Raw genomic sequence first — 14,356 nt, 5'->3', positions numbered from 1 at the left:
AAAATGCGATGCCCACAGAAATCCTGATGCCCGCGCTGTCCCCCACGATGGAGGAAGGCACATTGGCGAAATGGCTGGTCAAGGAAGGCGATACCGTACAATCGGGCGACCTGCTGGCGGAAATTGAGACTGACAAAGCGACGATGGAGTTCGAAGCCGTGGACGAAGGCGTGATAGGCAAATTGCTGATCGCCGCAGGCACCGAAGGCGTAAAGGTTAACACCCCCATCGCCGTATTGCTGGACGATGGTGAAAGCGCTGATGACATCGCCGCCAGCGCAGCCCCCACAGCCACCGCCCAGGCAGAACCAGCCAAGGCGGCAGAGGCCGCCAAACCCGCAGCCCCTGCCCCCGCAGCGCCCCAAAGCGCCGATGGCGCGCGCCTGTTCGCGTCCCCGCTGGCACGGCGGATTGCGGCGGATAAGGGGCTGGACCTGAGCCAGATCGCAGGTTCTGGCCCGCGTGGCCGGATCGTCAAGGCCGATGTCGAAGGGGCCACCGCGCAACCCGCCGCCGCCCCGGCAGCAGCGGCCCCCGCACCTGCGCAAACCACCGTTGCCGCCCCTGCGGCGGCTCCTGCTGGTCCGTCCACCGACACCGTGCGCAAAATGTACGAAGGCCGCGATTACGAGGAAATCAAGCTGGATGGGATGCGCAAAACCATCGCCGCCCGCCTGTCCGAGGCCAAGCAGACCATCCCGCATTTCTATCTGCGGCGGGATATCAAGCTGGACGCGCTGCTGAAATTCCGCAGCCAGTTGAACAAGCAACTGGAAGGCCGTGGTGTAAAACTGTCGGTCAATGATTTCATCATCAAGGCTGTGGCCAACGCGCTGCAAACCATCCCCGAGGCAAACGCCGTCTGGGCGGGCGACCGGGTTCTGCAACTGAAACCTTCGGATGTGGCCGTGGCGGTGGCAATCGAAGGCGGGCTGTTCACCCCGGTTCTGAAAGATGCGGATATGAAATCCTTGTCTGCTCTTTCGTCCGAAATGAAGGATCTGGCCGCCCGCGCCCGCGACCGCAAACTGGCCCCGCATGAATATCAGGGCGGCAGCTTTGCGATTTCCAATCTGGGCATGTTCGGCATTGATAACTTCGACGCCATCGTAAACCCGCCGCATTCGGGCATTCTGGCCGTTGGGGCCGGGGTCAAAAAACCGGTCGTCGGCGCCGATGGCGAATTGGCCGTGGCCACGGTGATGTCCGTCACGATGTCGGTGGATCACCGGGTCATTGACGGGGCGTTGGGGGCGAACCTGCTACAGGCCATCGTGGACAATCTGGAAAACCCGATGGTCATGCTGGCGTGAAGCCCCTGATATAAAATCAAAAAACGCCGGGGTATTACCCCGGCGTTTTTTGTTTCAGCCCATTTGATAACCGGGTGTGGATCGCATCAGAGCAATCTCGTCCTCGGTCATCACATCCTCGACCCCGTCGAACAAGGGCGTGGACAGGTAACGTTCCCCGGTGTCCGGCAACATCGCCAGAATGACTGATCCCTCGGGTGCGGTTTCGGCAACTTTCAGCGCCGTGGCAAAGGTTGCGCCGCCGGAAATCCCGGTGAAAATCCCCTCTTGCAGCGCCAAATCCTGCGCCGCCTTGATCGCATCCGGCCCCGCGACAGGCAGCAACGTGTCATAGCCGCCTTTGTCCAACAATTCCTGTAACACCAGCGGAATAAAGTCCGGGGTCCAGCCTTGGATCGGGTGCGGCGCAAAGGCCGGGTGGCTGACCGCCGGTTCACCGTCCGGGGTGCGATCCTGCGGCGTTCCGCTTTGCACCATCGCCGCATTGGCGGGTTCGGTCAGGATGATTTTCGTGTCAGGCCGTTCACGACGCAACACACGGCTGACGCCCGTCACGGTGCCGCCCGTGCCAAAGCCCGATACGAAATAATCCAGCCGGTCGCCCGCAAAATCGGCCATGATTTCCCGCGCGGTGGTGTGTTCGTGGATGTCAGCGTTGGCTTCGGTTTCAAACTGGCGGGCAAAGAACCAGCCGTTTTTCTCGGCCAGTTCCTTGGCCTTTTGATACATGCCCGTGCCTTTTTCCTCTTTCGGGGTCAGGATCACCTTGGCCCCAAGGAAGCGCATCAGCTTGCGCCGCTCAACGCTAAAGGTTTCGACCATCGTGATCACCAGCGGATAGCCCTTGGCCGCGCAAACCATCGCCAGCCCGATCCCGGTATTGCCGCTGGTCGCCTCGACCACGGTTTGCCCCGGTTTCAACGCCCCGGATTTTTCCGCCGCTTCGATGATGTTCAGCGCCAGACGATCCTTGACGGACCCGCCGGGATTGAAGGCTTCGGCCTTCACATACAGGCGCACATGATCCGGCGCCAGCTTGTTGACACGGATCACCGGCGTATCGCCCACCGTATCCAGAATAGTATCATAAAGCCGCCCGCGGCCTTCGGTTTGGCGTGTCATCCCGACCCCTCTCTCAAAGAAAATGCCCGGTCAGGGTAAATCCCGCCGGGCATCGCCACAATGGAAAGGATTGGAATGCTGTCCCGTTTTGCGTTCAACAGTCGGAACAACCTTTCAGGCTTTGATCCATCAGAACCGAGGGTTGATCACAGCCCGCTTCGCCCACCACCTTGGCCGGCACCCCGGCCACTGTGGATTTTGGCGGCACGTCATGCAGCACAACAGACCCTGCGGCAATCCGGGAACAATGCCCGATTTTGATATTGCCCAGCACCTTGGCCCCGGCCCCGATCAGCACGCCGTCGCCGATTTTCGGATGGCGGTCTTCCTCTTCCTTGCCGGTGCCGCCCAGCGTCACCGAATGCAGCATCGACACGTTATCGCCCACCACAGCGGTTTCCCCGATTACGATGGAGTGCGCGTGGTCGATCATGATACCTTTGCCAATCCGGGCCGCCGGGTGAATATCCACGCCGAAGTTTTCAGAAATCCGCATCTGGAAAAAATACGCCAGATCGCGCCGCCCCTGCCCCCACAGCCAATGCGCCACGCGATAGGCCTGCAGCGCCTGAAACCCCTTGAAGAACATCAGCGGCTGCAAGAACCGATGGCAGGCCGGATCGCGTTCGTAAACCGCCACGATATCCGCCCGCGCGGACAGGGCCAGCGCCGGATCGGACCTGTATGCAGCATCGCAAATCTCACGGATCAACTGTTCGGACATCTCGCCCGAGGCCAGCTTTAGCGAAATCCGGTAGGCCAGCGCATTTTCAATCGAGGCATGGTGCAAAATGCTGGAATGCACCAAACCGCCCAGCAGTGGTTCATCCACCACGGCTTGTTCCGCTTCAGACAGGATGCGGCTCCAGACCGGATCAACCTGTGCCAGCTTTGTGCGCGTTTCAAACATGATTACGGTCCTTCGGTGGTGCTCCGATATGTTGGACTATAGCAGATAGGACCGTTTGGCAAAATGCAAAGCCTTGAAATCCCCCATCACAAAAGAAAATGACCCGCCGGAACATCCCGGCGGGTCATAACAATCACACAGACAGCGTTATCTTTGTCCAATGCCCCGGCCCGAACCGCGCCGAAACCTGCGCCACCGACACATCGAACAGCCCGGTCAAACCGTCCGCCGATTGTTGCGCCGCGCCATATGTCCAGTTCGGTAGGCTCAGGCTTTCTTCCCGGATCACGCTTCCCCCCTGCATCACGCGCACCACATAGGCCTCGGTTTCTTCGCCCAGCGGCACCTCTGCTGCGTCCCAGTTATCCCCATCAATCCGGGTGCGCCTGATCCAGCTACATGCAACATCGCCGTTCCCCTGTGGATCGGCCCGCAAATGGGCAGGGGCATAGGGCTTCAACCCGATCCCGGCAAAGGCATGAACCTCGTGCCGATAGGCCGGATCGTCATAGGCCCGCAAGGATGGCCCGATCCGGTAATGATGCGCCACAGTCCGCGTTGCCGCCCGCAGACTTAGCTGTTGCACCCCCGACCCCAACAGCACGAAATAGCTGCCTGCAGGCCACGCATCCGGCATCAGCCCATCGCTGCCACGCTGCCCGCGCAAAAGCGTCGACAGTCGGTATTGCCGGTCGCCCACCAATTGCGCATCACGGAATTGGATCACCTCCCAGTTATCGGGGGAACCATCACCGATTACCGCCGCATTGGCCCCATTCAGCAATGCAGCCTCGCTAACACCCGACAATTCCCCGCGCACCAGCCGCAGTTCCACCACACCAGCATGATCATACAGCCCCGGTGCGGCCCGCATCAGCGGCGCAGTCAACTGCCCAATCACAGCAGGCGTGTTCAGCGTATCCAACAGTGCGTAATCCGCATCCTCGACCGCATTGAACACCGAAACCGTTCCCGGCCAGGGCGAAGCCGTCGCCGCAATATGGGGGGCATGATCCACCTCGTCCCCCTTGAGCAGCGGCAAATCCAGAAACAGTGGGAACACAGCCGTTGGCGCAGCAAACGGGGCAACCGTCGCAGGGGTGTCCGGCATTTCCAGCGGCACATAGCTTTCCCGCTCGACCCGCACACCTTCGGCCAGTAGCATCGTCCCGCTTTCCACCCGATCCAGACGGTATCGCACCCCATCATTCAGGCGCACCACATCCCCCGCCCCCAACGCGGACATGGACAAGGGCAAGGATAGCTTCACCGTATCCCGCGCCAGCCGCGCCTCGGCCAGCCAGCGTTCCACCACCTGCCGCCCTTCGGCCCGCGTCATGACCATTGGCATTTCCGAGGACGAAACCGCATGGCTATTTTCATCCGGCAAGATCGCCTCTTCTGCGATGGTTTCGAAATCCCCATCCGCCTCGACGAACCGCAGACGCACCCGCCCGGTCAGTTCACTTTCGGCGGCGCGGGTCCGGTCCAGCCCCAATGGCGTGTCTTCACTGACGGCCAATGCCGCTGGCGGAATATCGTGTGTCACCTTGCCATCCCGGCTGCGGAACTCCAGTGCGCCGTCCCGTTCAATCACATCGAAGCCAAAGCGCAACATCAACGGTTGCAGCGCCGCCCGTGCGGTTTCTGTTTCCTCGCTCAGATACCCACGGACAACGCCGTACAACTGATCCGTCTGTACCGCAGTCACACCGGATCGCGCGCAAATCTCGCGCACAACCGATGCCACAGATCGCGCCGCACCACGCCCATTCAGCCAATGCCCACGGGCATAGTTATCCCCATCGCTCCAGAGTGCGGTGTTGGCCGGGAAATGCGGATAAGGCCGCGCATCCCACGCCCAGACATAGGCGTTGGACAGATCCAGCATCGGCCCGCCGTATTCTGCTGACACAGGGTTCACGTTGGGATCGCCCCAATAGCCCAGAACCGCCCGCAAATATTGCATCTGAAGGAATTCATCCCGCCGCCCGTTGGAATATTTCGGCAAGCTGGATTCCGAAGATTTCGGGTCCAGAAACTTGTTCGGCTGGTTTGTCCCCTTGTCAATCGCGGCACACCCCAGTTCGGTGAACCAGATCGGCTTGGATTGCGGCACCCAGTCCGTTGGCAATTCCGACCGAACGCCGTTCACCCTGTTGTGGTGATCATTGGCCCACCAATTGCGCATATCCTTGTAACGATACACCCAAGGTTCACCATAAGCCCCATCGCTGATCGGGGTCCGAATTTGCGCCGCCTCGGCCTCGGTCGAATGGTAATACCAATCGAAGCCTTCGCCGCCCTCGATATTGCCGCGCAGATAAGGCAGATCATAAATCGACCCCGCCGCCTGCGCGTCCAGATGGGTATCCCCATCGCGCCAATCCGACAGAGGCATGTAGTTGTCGATCCCGACAAAGTCGATCTGGTCATCCGCCCAAAGCGGATCCAGATGGAAAAACACATCGCCTGTTCCATCTTGCGGGTGATAGCCGAAATATTCGGTCCAGTCCGCCGCATAGCCCAGCTTCACATCCGCCCCCAACAGGCTGCGCACCTCTGCCACCAGATCACGCAGCGCCTGCACGGTCGGGAAACTGCTGCCAGCCCCCCGTATTTGCGTCAGCCCCCGCATTTCCGATCCAATGCAAAACGCATCAACCCCGCCCGCCGCCGCGCACAGCGCCGCATTGTGCAGAACAAACCGGCGATAAGACCATTCAGCAGGCCCGCTATAGCTGACAGCCCCATCCGCCACCACGAAATCGCTGGCCGCCGCCGTGCCAAAAAACGCTGCGACCTCTGCCTCGGCTTGTACGGTGCCGTCCGGGCTACCGCTCATGCCCGGCGCTGCGGACAAGGTGATCCGCCCTCGCCACGGCAGAACGGGCTGTTCCTCCGCCCCATAGGGATCGTCCAGCCCATTCCCCGCCAGTTGATCCATCAAGATGAACGGATAAAACATCACCCGCTTGCCCCGCGCCCGCATTTCGCCCAGCGCCTGCACCACAGCTTGATCGGTTGGCGTACCGCCATACACAACCCGCCCGTCCTGCTCCGGGATCACCTCGGCGCTACTGCGCGTCACCCCCGCAACACTCCAGGGCATCCCGTCAGCGTCATATTCGGACTGTTCAACCATCGGGCGCACCCGGCAATCGCCACAGCGCAAGTCATCGCCAAACCAGCTAACAATCAGGGAAACCGCCTCACATCCCGGCAATTCACGCTCCAACTGGTCCAGCGATGTCACGAAATCCACCGCCCCAGACGGGGTGTTAACATTGACCTGTTTGCTTTCGCCCAGCCCGTATTCCACCACCGCCGGATCGGTCGCCAATGCGTATTCCCCCGTGCCGGGGATCAGCGCCACGCCCTTCACCGCCCGCGCCGGTTCCGCCAGATCGGTGCCTTCATACACACGATCCGCCCGCAGAACCTCGAAGGTGAATTGTGGCACCCGGTTGCCAAAGGCGGACAGGTCTAGATCCTCGAACACCACATACGCGGTTCCACGATAGGCCGGAACCATTCCCGCCCCTTCCACAGCTTCCATTTTTGGGTCCGGCAATTGGGCGGTGTCCCCCGGATACACGCGCATGTTCAAATCGCCAGGCGCGATTTCCGTCCCATCCGCCCAGATCCGTCCAACCCCATCAATCACCCCCTCGCACAGGGCTACCGCCAAACTGACGGTATAACGATATTCGCGGGTCGATGGCGTTGCAGGCGATCCCTTCCCCCCTCCTCCGCTGGTTGCCATATGCTCGGTAAACTGCGTGGTCCAGATCACCTGCCCTCCAACGCGCATACGTCCGAACAAACGCGCAATAGCCGCACCCTCGCCCGATCCGGTCAGACGAAAACGATCTACTCGTCCCGTTTCAACCGCATCCGCCCCATACCCTAGAAGCTTCTGGTCAATCATCCGACCGACCGTAGCCCCCACGAACCGCCCGGTCGCTGCCAGAGACAGCCCCATCACCGATCCACCAAGACTTCCCCCAACAGCCGCCCCGGCAGCCGACAGCAAAATCGTCGCCATCACATCTCTCCTTCTTGCGCCATGTCTGGAAATGCAAACCGCGCCACAATGCGCCGCCGCCACGGCAGGCTTAGCGGGCTTTCCACCACCGCATGTCTCGAATAGGCGTGTATGAAACTAGGGGCCGCGCCGACCTGCCCGGCAATCCCCAGATGTTTCGCAACCCCGCGATCCCGCATCCGAAACAACAACACGTCTCCCGGTGCATCATCGTTCAGGCTCTTGGGTGTCAGATGCCGCAGGGCCGCCCTCCACAAGGCCTCGTCCCCCTGTGGTTCTGACCAGTCGCGCGAATAATTTGGCACCGCTTCGGGTTCATCGCCCAACAACTCCCGCCAGACACCCCGCAACAGACCCAGACAATCGGTCCCGACCCCTTTTACACTGCATTGATGGCGATAGGGTGTCCCCAGCCAACCCCGCGCGGCTGTTACGATCAATTCGCTCATCTCCGGCTTCCCCCAGTCGCAGCGGCGGATACCGGCACCGCAAGCATCCAGTCGTCCCCCGGAATGTCCGGGAACCCCTGAAAGTTCACCAAATTGGCAAATTTCAACCGGCATGTTTCCATCCGCTTGTCACACCCGGCGGTCAATCGCACCCGCACGCCTGTAACCAACCCAGACAGCGGCGCCCACAGCGTCACCTCGCGCCAATCAGCGTGAACAACGTCCTGCTTGATTGATCCGCGTGTCCCCGCGCCCAAACCGTCCAGCACCTCCAAGACTCCACGCCGGAACCAACCGTCATCAAACCCCGGCACCGCATCAAACCGCAGCACAGCGCCCTCAACAGCGCTTACAATCACCTCGGTACGGTAGCCGGGCATATCCAGATCCTTGCCACAGGCAGCATCCCCCAGAACTGCCGCACAGGGTTTTTGATACACCCGCCCACCGGGACGGTTCAGCAAATCGGTCAGCCCCAGCAATTCCGCTTGAAAGGCGCTGCCACTGCGGCGCAATTCCCCAATCGCCCCGCGAAACTGCAAAGCCCGCTGCGTAACATCGGCCCAGTTCACCAACCAGCACCGTACCTCGGCCCCGTCATAGCGCCCGGTTTCGATGTCCACTTCGGAAATTGCGGCATCGCTTAATGCGCCCATCGCTTCGGTATTATCCACCGCCAGCCCAGTCCCCTGCTGCAAGGCCATCGCGGTCAGCCCGCTGCCCGCCCGGAACACCACATCCTCGAAGCGCAAATCGCCATCATGATCGGTAAAGCCCAGCACAACGCCATCGCGCCGTGTGACCGCCCAACAGCGGCACAGGGTCGTGACACCGCTGGACAGATGGGCCTGCATATTCTCGCTCAGCTTCATACGCGCACCTCGATTACTGGCACATCCGGCACTTCACCCGCTTGGAAACTGGCAACCGAGGACCGGATACGATCCGTGTCGAACCGCACCGGCACATCGAATTCATAGCCTGCGGTGATCTCGTCCCCTGCATTCGGGGCAAAACTCAGCGTTACAATCCCGGTCGTCACATCCACCTCGTAATGAATGCCTTCCTGCAATTCGTCGCCTTCAACGCCCAAACGCACGGTCCCCTGTACCGGCTTTTTGATCGGACGCGCATAGCCCGCACCGCCAGAACGGTAATGTTTCATCAGTTGGAACACCCGGCTTTCCCCATCACCCACGGCAATCACCTGATCGCCATAAGCCACCTTGGCCGAGGGCAGACAGGATTTGAAATCCGCCCAATCCTTCCAGCGAAACCCGTACATCTGGCCCTGACGCGCCTCGAAAAACCCGATCAGTACTTCGACATCATCCAGCGAACGCATCCCCATCCCGGCATCGTAATGCCGCCGTGAATGCGCCCAGGGCGTGTTACGTTCCTCATGGCCGTTAACCAACGCAACAATCTCGGTGCGCCGCTCTGGCCCCCCCACCGCGCCAAAGCTCAGATTGGCGGGAAATCTTACCTCGTGAAACTGCATATCAGCCCCCTTCGATCAACGAATGCGCTGGCTACGGCCCAAGGCCCGGCCCATCTGCGCCGCGATTTGCGACCCCGAGCGCCGGAACCCCTCGACATCCGGTGTCGTGATATTCATCACCACAGTCGTCGCCCCGCCGCCTTGCGCACGAACGCCCAGCTTGCCATCGGCCCCACGCGTCAGTGGCATGATCGCTTCCGGTCCGGCCTCGCCCATCAGCCCCATGCCGCCACGTATCGGAAAACTCACCGGCCCATTGACCACCCCGCCATTGGCAAACGGCATCACCCGACCTTGTGCAAACGATCCGCCATCGGCAAATGGCATCAACCCCGCGATCCCCTGCGCCAACAAACCGCCAAAATGATCGGTCACCGGCTTTACCGCCGCCGAATAGACCGTGTTCACCATCGCCTGCGCCACCGTCTGCAAGGCGTCCGACAGCTTCATCCCGTCCATCACCACCCCATCAAAGGCACGGCGCAGCCCACGGCTTAGTCCACGTTCCAACGCCCCCACATCGGCGGCGGTCGCGCTCATTGCCCCTTGCATCCGGCGCAATTCCGCCTCGAACCCCGCCGCCATACCGGACGCCGCCCCCAAAGAGGTCTCCAGCGCGTCCACCTGATCCTGAAACCCATCCAGCCCATCAATCTCGGTCATTTTCCGTCTCTCCTGTGTTTTCCGGGCCGGGTGCCGGGGGGGCAACCTGATCCGGGTAGGCCACCAGCAGTTGATCCAGCCGCGACCGCCCCAACGGGGCTGCGCCTGCACTCGTCCCCAACAGCACCCGCAGTTCCACCGGGGTCAGCCGCCAGAACGCCTCTGGCGACAGCCCCAACCCGCGCATCCCGGCCCGCATCAGCGCGGGCCAGTCAAAGCCGTTCATGCGCCCCCCTCGCCATGCCCTTCACCGGGCAAGGCAAAGGCCCGCGCTAGCAATTCCGCCGCCGCGCGGGCAGCGCCAACCGGGCCACCCGCAATGTCGGCCTGCGCCAGATCGGATGCCGCACCAGCCCAGCCACCCCCGCGCAAACCCGCCGCCAGCAACAACAGCACATCCCGCGCGGCAAACCGCCCGCTTTCAAACCGTTCAACCAGCGCCACCAGTGAATCCGCCCCCAGCGCCGCCTCCAGTTCCGCCAAAGCGCCCAGTGTCAGCTTCATCACCCGGCGCTGGTCATCCACGACCAGCGCCACCTCACCTGCCCAAGGGTTCGCCATCTCAGGCCGCCGCCGTAAAGGTCAGCGCCCCCGCCGAGGCCAGCGACAGCTCATAGGTCGCTTCCCCGTTATAGCTGCCCGCATATTCAATGCCGGTGATCTGGAACGCGCCCTCGACCACGCCGAAATTCGGGATAATCACCTGAAAGTCCGGCGTTTCCCCGTCAAAGAAAATCTGCCGCGCCCGTTCATCCGTATTGGCATCCTTGAACACACCGGACCCGGCGATCTGCGCGGATTTCACCCCCGCACCGCCCAGCAATTCGCGCCAGCCCCCCTGACTTTCCAAACTGGTCACATCTACGCTTTCCGCGTTGAAGCTGACCCGCGTTGCCCGCAATCCCGCGACCGTCGCAAACGAACCGTCCCCGGTCAGGTCCACCTTGATCAACAAATCCTTGCCATTCTGAGCATCCATCTCATTCACTCCATTGGTTGAAAAAAATCAGTTATCGTCGACACGCGCGCGGAACTTCAGATCAATCCGCCGCTCGCCGGTGCTTTCGCGTAGCGTCTGCGCCTTGTAGAAATTCAGCGCCACCAGATGCCCGCGCGACAGCACCAGATCGGCATCCACCAACGCATCGCAAATCGCCGCCGCCGCGTCCTTGGCCACGCCAAACCCTGCCGCGCTGGTATGAACGCTGACGGTGAATTCATGCTGTGCGCCCGCGCCGGTCATGTCGGATTTATCCCGCGCCAATTCCGGCCCCAGCGTCACATAGGTCGTGGGTAAGGTGCCGGTCGGGATCGCGTCATAGATATCGGTCCCCACCAAGGCGGCCACCGCCGCATCCGCCAGCAAATGATGATACACCGCCGTTTGCAGCGCGCTTGCTACTGCGTAACTCATGCTGCCATCTCCTCTTCGGCCAAACAGGTCAGATACCGCCCGCCGGGATCACGCTCGGCCACGGCGACAATGCGGAAAAATCGACCGCCCTCGCAAAAGCGTTGATCCACGCGGGGCCGCATAGACGATCCTTCGGGGGCGCCCCGCACCACGATCCGCCATGCGGTCCGTGACCGTCCGGCGCGTTCCGATCCGTGGCGAAACGACACTTCGGCCCACAGCAACCCCAACGCCGCCCAGCTTTGCGTAAAACCGCCCGCGCCATCGGCCACCCGTTGCGGGGCCTCCAGCACCAGCGCCCGGTTCAGATGCGGGGCATTCATGACATGCACCCGGCAAACGTGCGGAACCGTTCCAGCAGGCTGCTGACACCAAAGGGCATACACCGCCCCGACAACGCCGTTTCATGGCGGTATTCGTAATAATGCGCCGCCAGCAGCAGCACCGCCTGCGCCAGATCGGCAGGCAGATCGGACCATTCCGGCCCATATCCCGCCAGAAACCGCAGCCGTACCATTCCGCCCCCGGCAATCACCGGCAACAGCCCCGATACCGGACACAGGCGCGGGCGCTGCATATCGGGCCGCAACACATACCGCGCGGGGTTCACCACCGTTTCCCCGCCCGCCCTGTCGACCAACGTAACCGACGCCACCGCCGACACCGGGGCCACCGGCAGCGCCTGCCCGGACGCATCGCGCCAATGGCTCAGGCTCCAAGAAAATTCTCGCTCGATCAGCACCTTGCCGGTGCGTGCCTCGACCGCCGCTATCGCCGCCCGCAGATAGCTTTCCAGAACCGCGTCCTGCACGTTATCTTCGGCAAACCCGCTGCCCAACCGCAAATGGGCCTTGAACACATCCACCGGCAGCGCCCCTTGCGGCACTTCAGTCTCTTCGACTAACATCATGGAAATACTCCGCATTTTCCCTCCCCGCTCGCTTGGGGTCGGGCGCGCGCCGCCAGCGTTGCTCGAACGGAGGGAGCAGCTAGACAACGCCATAGTCCGGCAGCACGCACCCAGAGCCAGCCCACCTAAGGAACCAGCCCCCTCACCAATCGCTTACGCGATGGCAAAGCGCAGCAACTTGATCGCGGCGAAATCGCTCACATCGCCGCCGACGCGCTTGGTTGCATAGAACAGCACATGCGGCTTGGCGCTGAACGGGTCGCGCAGAATGCGCAAATCGGGACGTTCGGCCACCGTGTAGCCCGCACCAAAATCGCCAAAGGCAATGGCATCGGCCCCACTGGCAATATCCGGCATATCCTCGGCGATCAGCACGCGATAGCCCATCAGCCGCGCCGGTTCCCCGGCCGCCAGCCCGTCAGACCACAGGAACCGCCCGTCGCCATCCTTCAGCTTGCGCACCGCCCCGGCGGTTTTGGAATTCATCACGAATGTGCCATTGGCGCGATACTGCGCCCCCAAGTCCGACGACGCCGCAGGCGATCCCTGGCGGGATATGGCGGCGCTGTTCGAGGCGGCACGCTGCGAAATGGCGCAGGACTAGCGCCGTCTGATTTAACCAAAGGGAAAATGGGATGACCATGACCGAGCGAAAGGCTGGGACCGGGGAAGCTGTGTCTTCGGTTCAGGATGTGAAGTCTGCGATTGCGGGTTTCATGAATGAGTTCAAAGGCTTTCGGGCCAATGTGGATAAAAAACTTCAACATCAGGAAGAGCGACTGACCATGCTTGATCGTAAATCTTTTGCCCCTGCGCGTCCGGTTCTGGCCCATGCCGCCACAGTGGAAGCGCCGCATCAGAAAGCCTTTGATGCCTATGTGCGTCATGGTGACGATGACGCGCTGCGCGGGCTGGAGCTGGAGGGCAAGGCGCTGTCTGCGGCGGTGAATGGCGATGGTGGGTATCTGGTGGACCCGCAGACATCAGACACGATCCGCAGTGTGCTGAAATCCAGTGCCTCGATCCGGCAGATTGCCAATGTGGTGGCGGTCGAGGCGACGAGCTATGACGTATTGGTGGATCACACCGATGTGGGGCATGGCTGGGCCACGGAAACGGCGGCCAGCGCGGAAACCGGCACCCCGTCTATCGACCGTATCACCATTCCGCTGCATGAACTGGCGGCGCTGCCCAAGGCATCGCAACGGTTGCTGGATGATAGCGCGTTCGACGTTGAAGGTTGGCTGGCGGGCCGTATCGCGGACAAGTTCGCCCGCGCCGAGGCGGCGGCGTTTGTCAGCGGGGATGGCGTGGATAAGCCCACCGGGTTTCTGACCCATACGGCGGTGGACAATGATGTGTGGGCCTGGGGCAATCTGGGCTATGTGCCGACCGGCACCGATGGCGATTTCGGATCGGCGGATGCGATTGTTGATCTGGTTTATGCGCTGGCCGCCACCCGTGCGCTTGGCAGCATCGGGAACGTCACCAGCGACACTTCCCACAGCTCCAGTTCTGTCAGAACCCGCCGCCCATCCGCGCCCTTGGTTGCGCGTTTCGTGCGATACCCGATGGACAGCCCGTCAATCGCCCCCGCCGCAATCAGCGCGGCAGCCTCGCGGCCCTTGTCCACACTGTCCAGCAACCGGCCCCGCACATGCAGACCTCGCGCATCTTCCTGCACCGCGTCCCAGACCCCGATGGGCTGTGCCGGATCGTGCTGCCACAGCATTTTCACCCCGCGCTCAGCCCCTGCCAGCGCCGCCAATGACGCGCCATAAGCCCCGGACGCCACCACATCGCCGCCCTGATCGACCAGTCCGAACAGGCTGGCGTATCCTTCGATCCGCAGCCCTTCGACCACCATCTGATCCGCGTCGAATCGGCAGAATTTATGTTCCAGCCCGCTCTCCATCGCCACCCCCTAGGCTCAGGACTCATAACCAAAACATGACTGTTGCGGCGAGAGCGATGGCCGAGAGGAAGACTTCGGGGCAGCGGTCATATCGGGTGGCGACCCGCCGCC

Annotated in this window: 15 protein-coding genes and 3 pseudogenes; 2 read left to right on the top strand and 16 right to left on the bottom strand. The window is 61.9% G+C overall.

Annotated features, from left to right (window positions below; all coding sequences use genetic code 11):
- Window positions 1-8 precede the first annotated feature (8 nt).
- Window positions 9-1,313 (top strand): pyruvate dehydrogenase complex dihydrolipoamide acetyltransferase, encoded by a 1,305-nt coding sequence (locus tag FN828_RS17440; protein WP_142494657.1) that lies wholly within the window; start codon window positions 9-11, stop codon window positions 1,311-1,313.
- 54 nt (window positions 1,314-1,367) lie between these two features.
- On the opposite strand, the gene cysK is transcribed toward FN828_RS17440, so the two are convergent.
- The 14 genes and pseudogenes from cysK to FN828_RS17370 all read right to left on the bottom strand — a co-directional run.
- Window positions 1,368-2,435, bottom strand: coding sequence for a cysteine synthase A (gene cysK, locus FN828_RS17435; RefSeq protein WP_142494656.1), 1,068 nt, complete (start codon window positions 2,433-2,435; stop codon window positions 1,368-1,370).
- A gap of 94 nt (window positions 2,436-2,529) precedes the next feature.
- A complete protein-coding gene (gene cysE, locus FN828_RS17430; RefSeq protein ID WP_142494655.1) occupies window positions 2,530-3,345 on the bottom strand; it encodes a serine O-acetyltransferase in 816 nt (271 codons plus the stop codon).
- 133 nt (window positions 3,346-3,478) lie between these two features.
- Window positions 3,479-7,393, bottom strand: a complete 3,915-nt coding sequence (locus FN828_RS17425; RefSeq protein WP_142494654.1) for a baseplate multidomain protein megatron — start codon at window positions 7,391-7,393, stop codon at window positions 3,479-3,481.
- Entirely contained in the window at window positions 7,393-7,842 is a 450-nt protein-coding gene (locus FN828_RS17420; protein ID WP_142494653.1) for a C40 family peptidase, read from the bottom strand. Before FN828_RS17420 ends, FN828_RS17425 begins: the two co-directional genes overlap by 1 nt.
- On the bottom strand, window positions 7,839-8,714 hold the full coding sequence (locus tag FN828_RS17415; protein ID WP_142494652.1) for a DUF2163 domain-containing protein: 876 nt from the start codon (window positions 8,712-8,714) through the stop codon (window positions 7,839-7,841). Before FN828_RS17415 ends, FN828_RS17420 begins: the two co-directional genes overlap by 4 nt.
- Window positions 8,711-9,343 (bottom strand): DUF2460 domain-containing protein, encoded by a 633-nt coding sequence (locus tag FN828_RS17410; RefSeq protein WP_142494651.1) that lies wholly within the window; start codon window positions 9,341-9,343, stop codon window positions 8,711-8,713. The genes FN828_RS17415 and FN828_RS17410 overlap by 4 nt, the downstream gene beginning before the upstream one ends.
- Before the next feature lie 15 nt (window positions 9,344-9,358).
- A complete protein-coding gene (locus FN828_RS17405; protein ID WP_142494650.1) occupies window positions 9,359-10,006 on the bottom strand; it encodes a phage tail tape measure protein in 648 nt (215 codons plus the stop codon).
- The gene (locus FN828_RS17400) at window positions 9,993-10,232 is read right to left on the bottom strand and encodes a rcc01693 family protein (RefSeq protein ID WP_142494649.1); all 240 of its coding nucleotides are present in this window, start codon (window positions 10,230-10,232) and stop codon (window positions 9,993-9,995) included. The genes FN828_RS17405 and FN828_RS17400 overlap by 14 nt, the downstream gene beginning before the upstream one ends.
- Entirely contained in the window at window positions 10,229-10,567 is a 339-nt protein-coding gene (locus FN828_RS17395; protein ID WP_142494648.1) for a gene transfer agent family protein, read from the bottom strand. Before FN828_RS17395 ends, FN828_RS17400 begins: the two co-directional genes overlap by 4 nt.
- 1 nt (window position 10,568) lies before the next feature.
- Window positions 10,569-10,985, bottom strand: a complete 417-nt coding sequence (locus tag FN828_RS17390; RefSeq protein WP_142494647.1) for a phage major tail protein, TP901-1 family — start codon at window positions 10,983-10,985, stop codon at window positions 10,569-10,571.
- 27 nt (window positions 10,986-11,012) lie between these two features.
- Window positions 11,013-11,420, bottom strand: coding sequence for a DUF3168 domain-containing protein (locus tag FN828_RS17385; protein WP_142494646.1), 408 nt, complete (start codon window positions 11,418-11,420; stop codon window positions 11,013-11,015).
- A complete protein-coding gene (locus FN828_RS17380) occupies window positions 11,417-11,743 on the bottom strand; it encodes a head-tail adaptor protein (RefSeq protein ID WP_142494645.1) in 327 nt (108 codons plus the stop codon). Before FN828_RS17380 ends, FN828_RS17385 begins: the two co-directional genes overlap by 4 nt.
- Window positions 11,740-12,330 carry a head-tail connector protein gene (locus tag FN828_RS17375; RefSeq protein ID WP_142494644.1) on the bottom strand — a complete coding sequence of 197 codons (591 nt, stop codon included), beginning with the start codon at window positions 12,328-12,330 and terminating at the stop codon, window positions 11,740-11,742. Before FN828_RS17375 ends, FN828_RS17380 begins: the two co-directional genes overlap by 4 nt.
- A 153-nt stretch (window positions 12,331-12,483) precedes the next feature.
- A pseudogene (locus tag FN828_RS17370) lies at window positions 12,484-12,852 on the bottom strand (phage major capsid protein); the annotation flags it as partial.
- Between the two features lie 113 nt (window positions 12,853-12,965).
- Between FN828_RS17370 and FN828_RS17365 the strand changes: the two are divergent.
- A pseudogene (locus tag FN828_RS17365) lies at window positions 12,966-13,787 on the top strand (phage major capsid protein); the annotation flags it as partial.
- Here the strand turns inward: FN828_RS17365 and FN828_RS17360 are convergent.
- Both FN828_RS17360 and FN828_RS17355 read right to left on the bottom strand, forming a co-directional pair.
- A complete protein-coding gene (locus tag FN828_RS17360; protein ID WP_235891520.1) occupies window positions 13,772-14,197 on the bottom strand; it encodes an HK97 family phage prohead protease in 426 nt (141 codons plus the stop codon). The pseudogene FN828_RS17365 and the gene FN828_RS17360 overlap by 16 nt on opposite strands.
- 70 nt (window positions 14,198-14,267) lie before the next feature.
- Window positions 14,268-14,356, bottom strand: a pseudogene (locus FN828_RS17355) (IS5/IS1182 family transposase); the annotation flags it as partial.

This window comes from Thalassovita litoralis, from assembly GCF_900182725.1.
Lineage (GTDB): Bacteria > Pseudomonadota > Alphaproteobacteria > Rhodobacterales > Rhodobacteraceae > Thalassobius > Thalassobius litoralis.
This window is presented reverse-complemented; position numbering and strand designations above follow the sequence as displayed.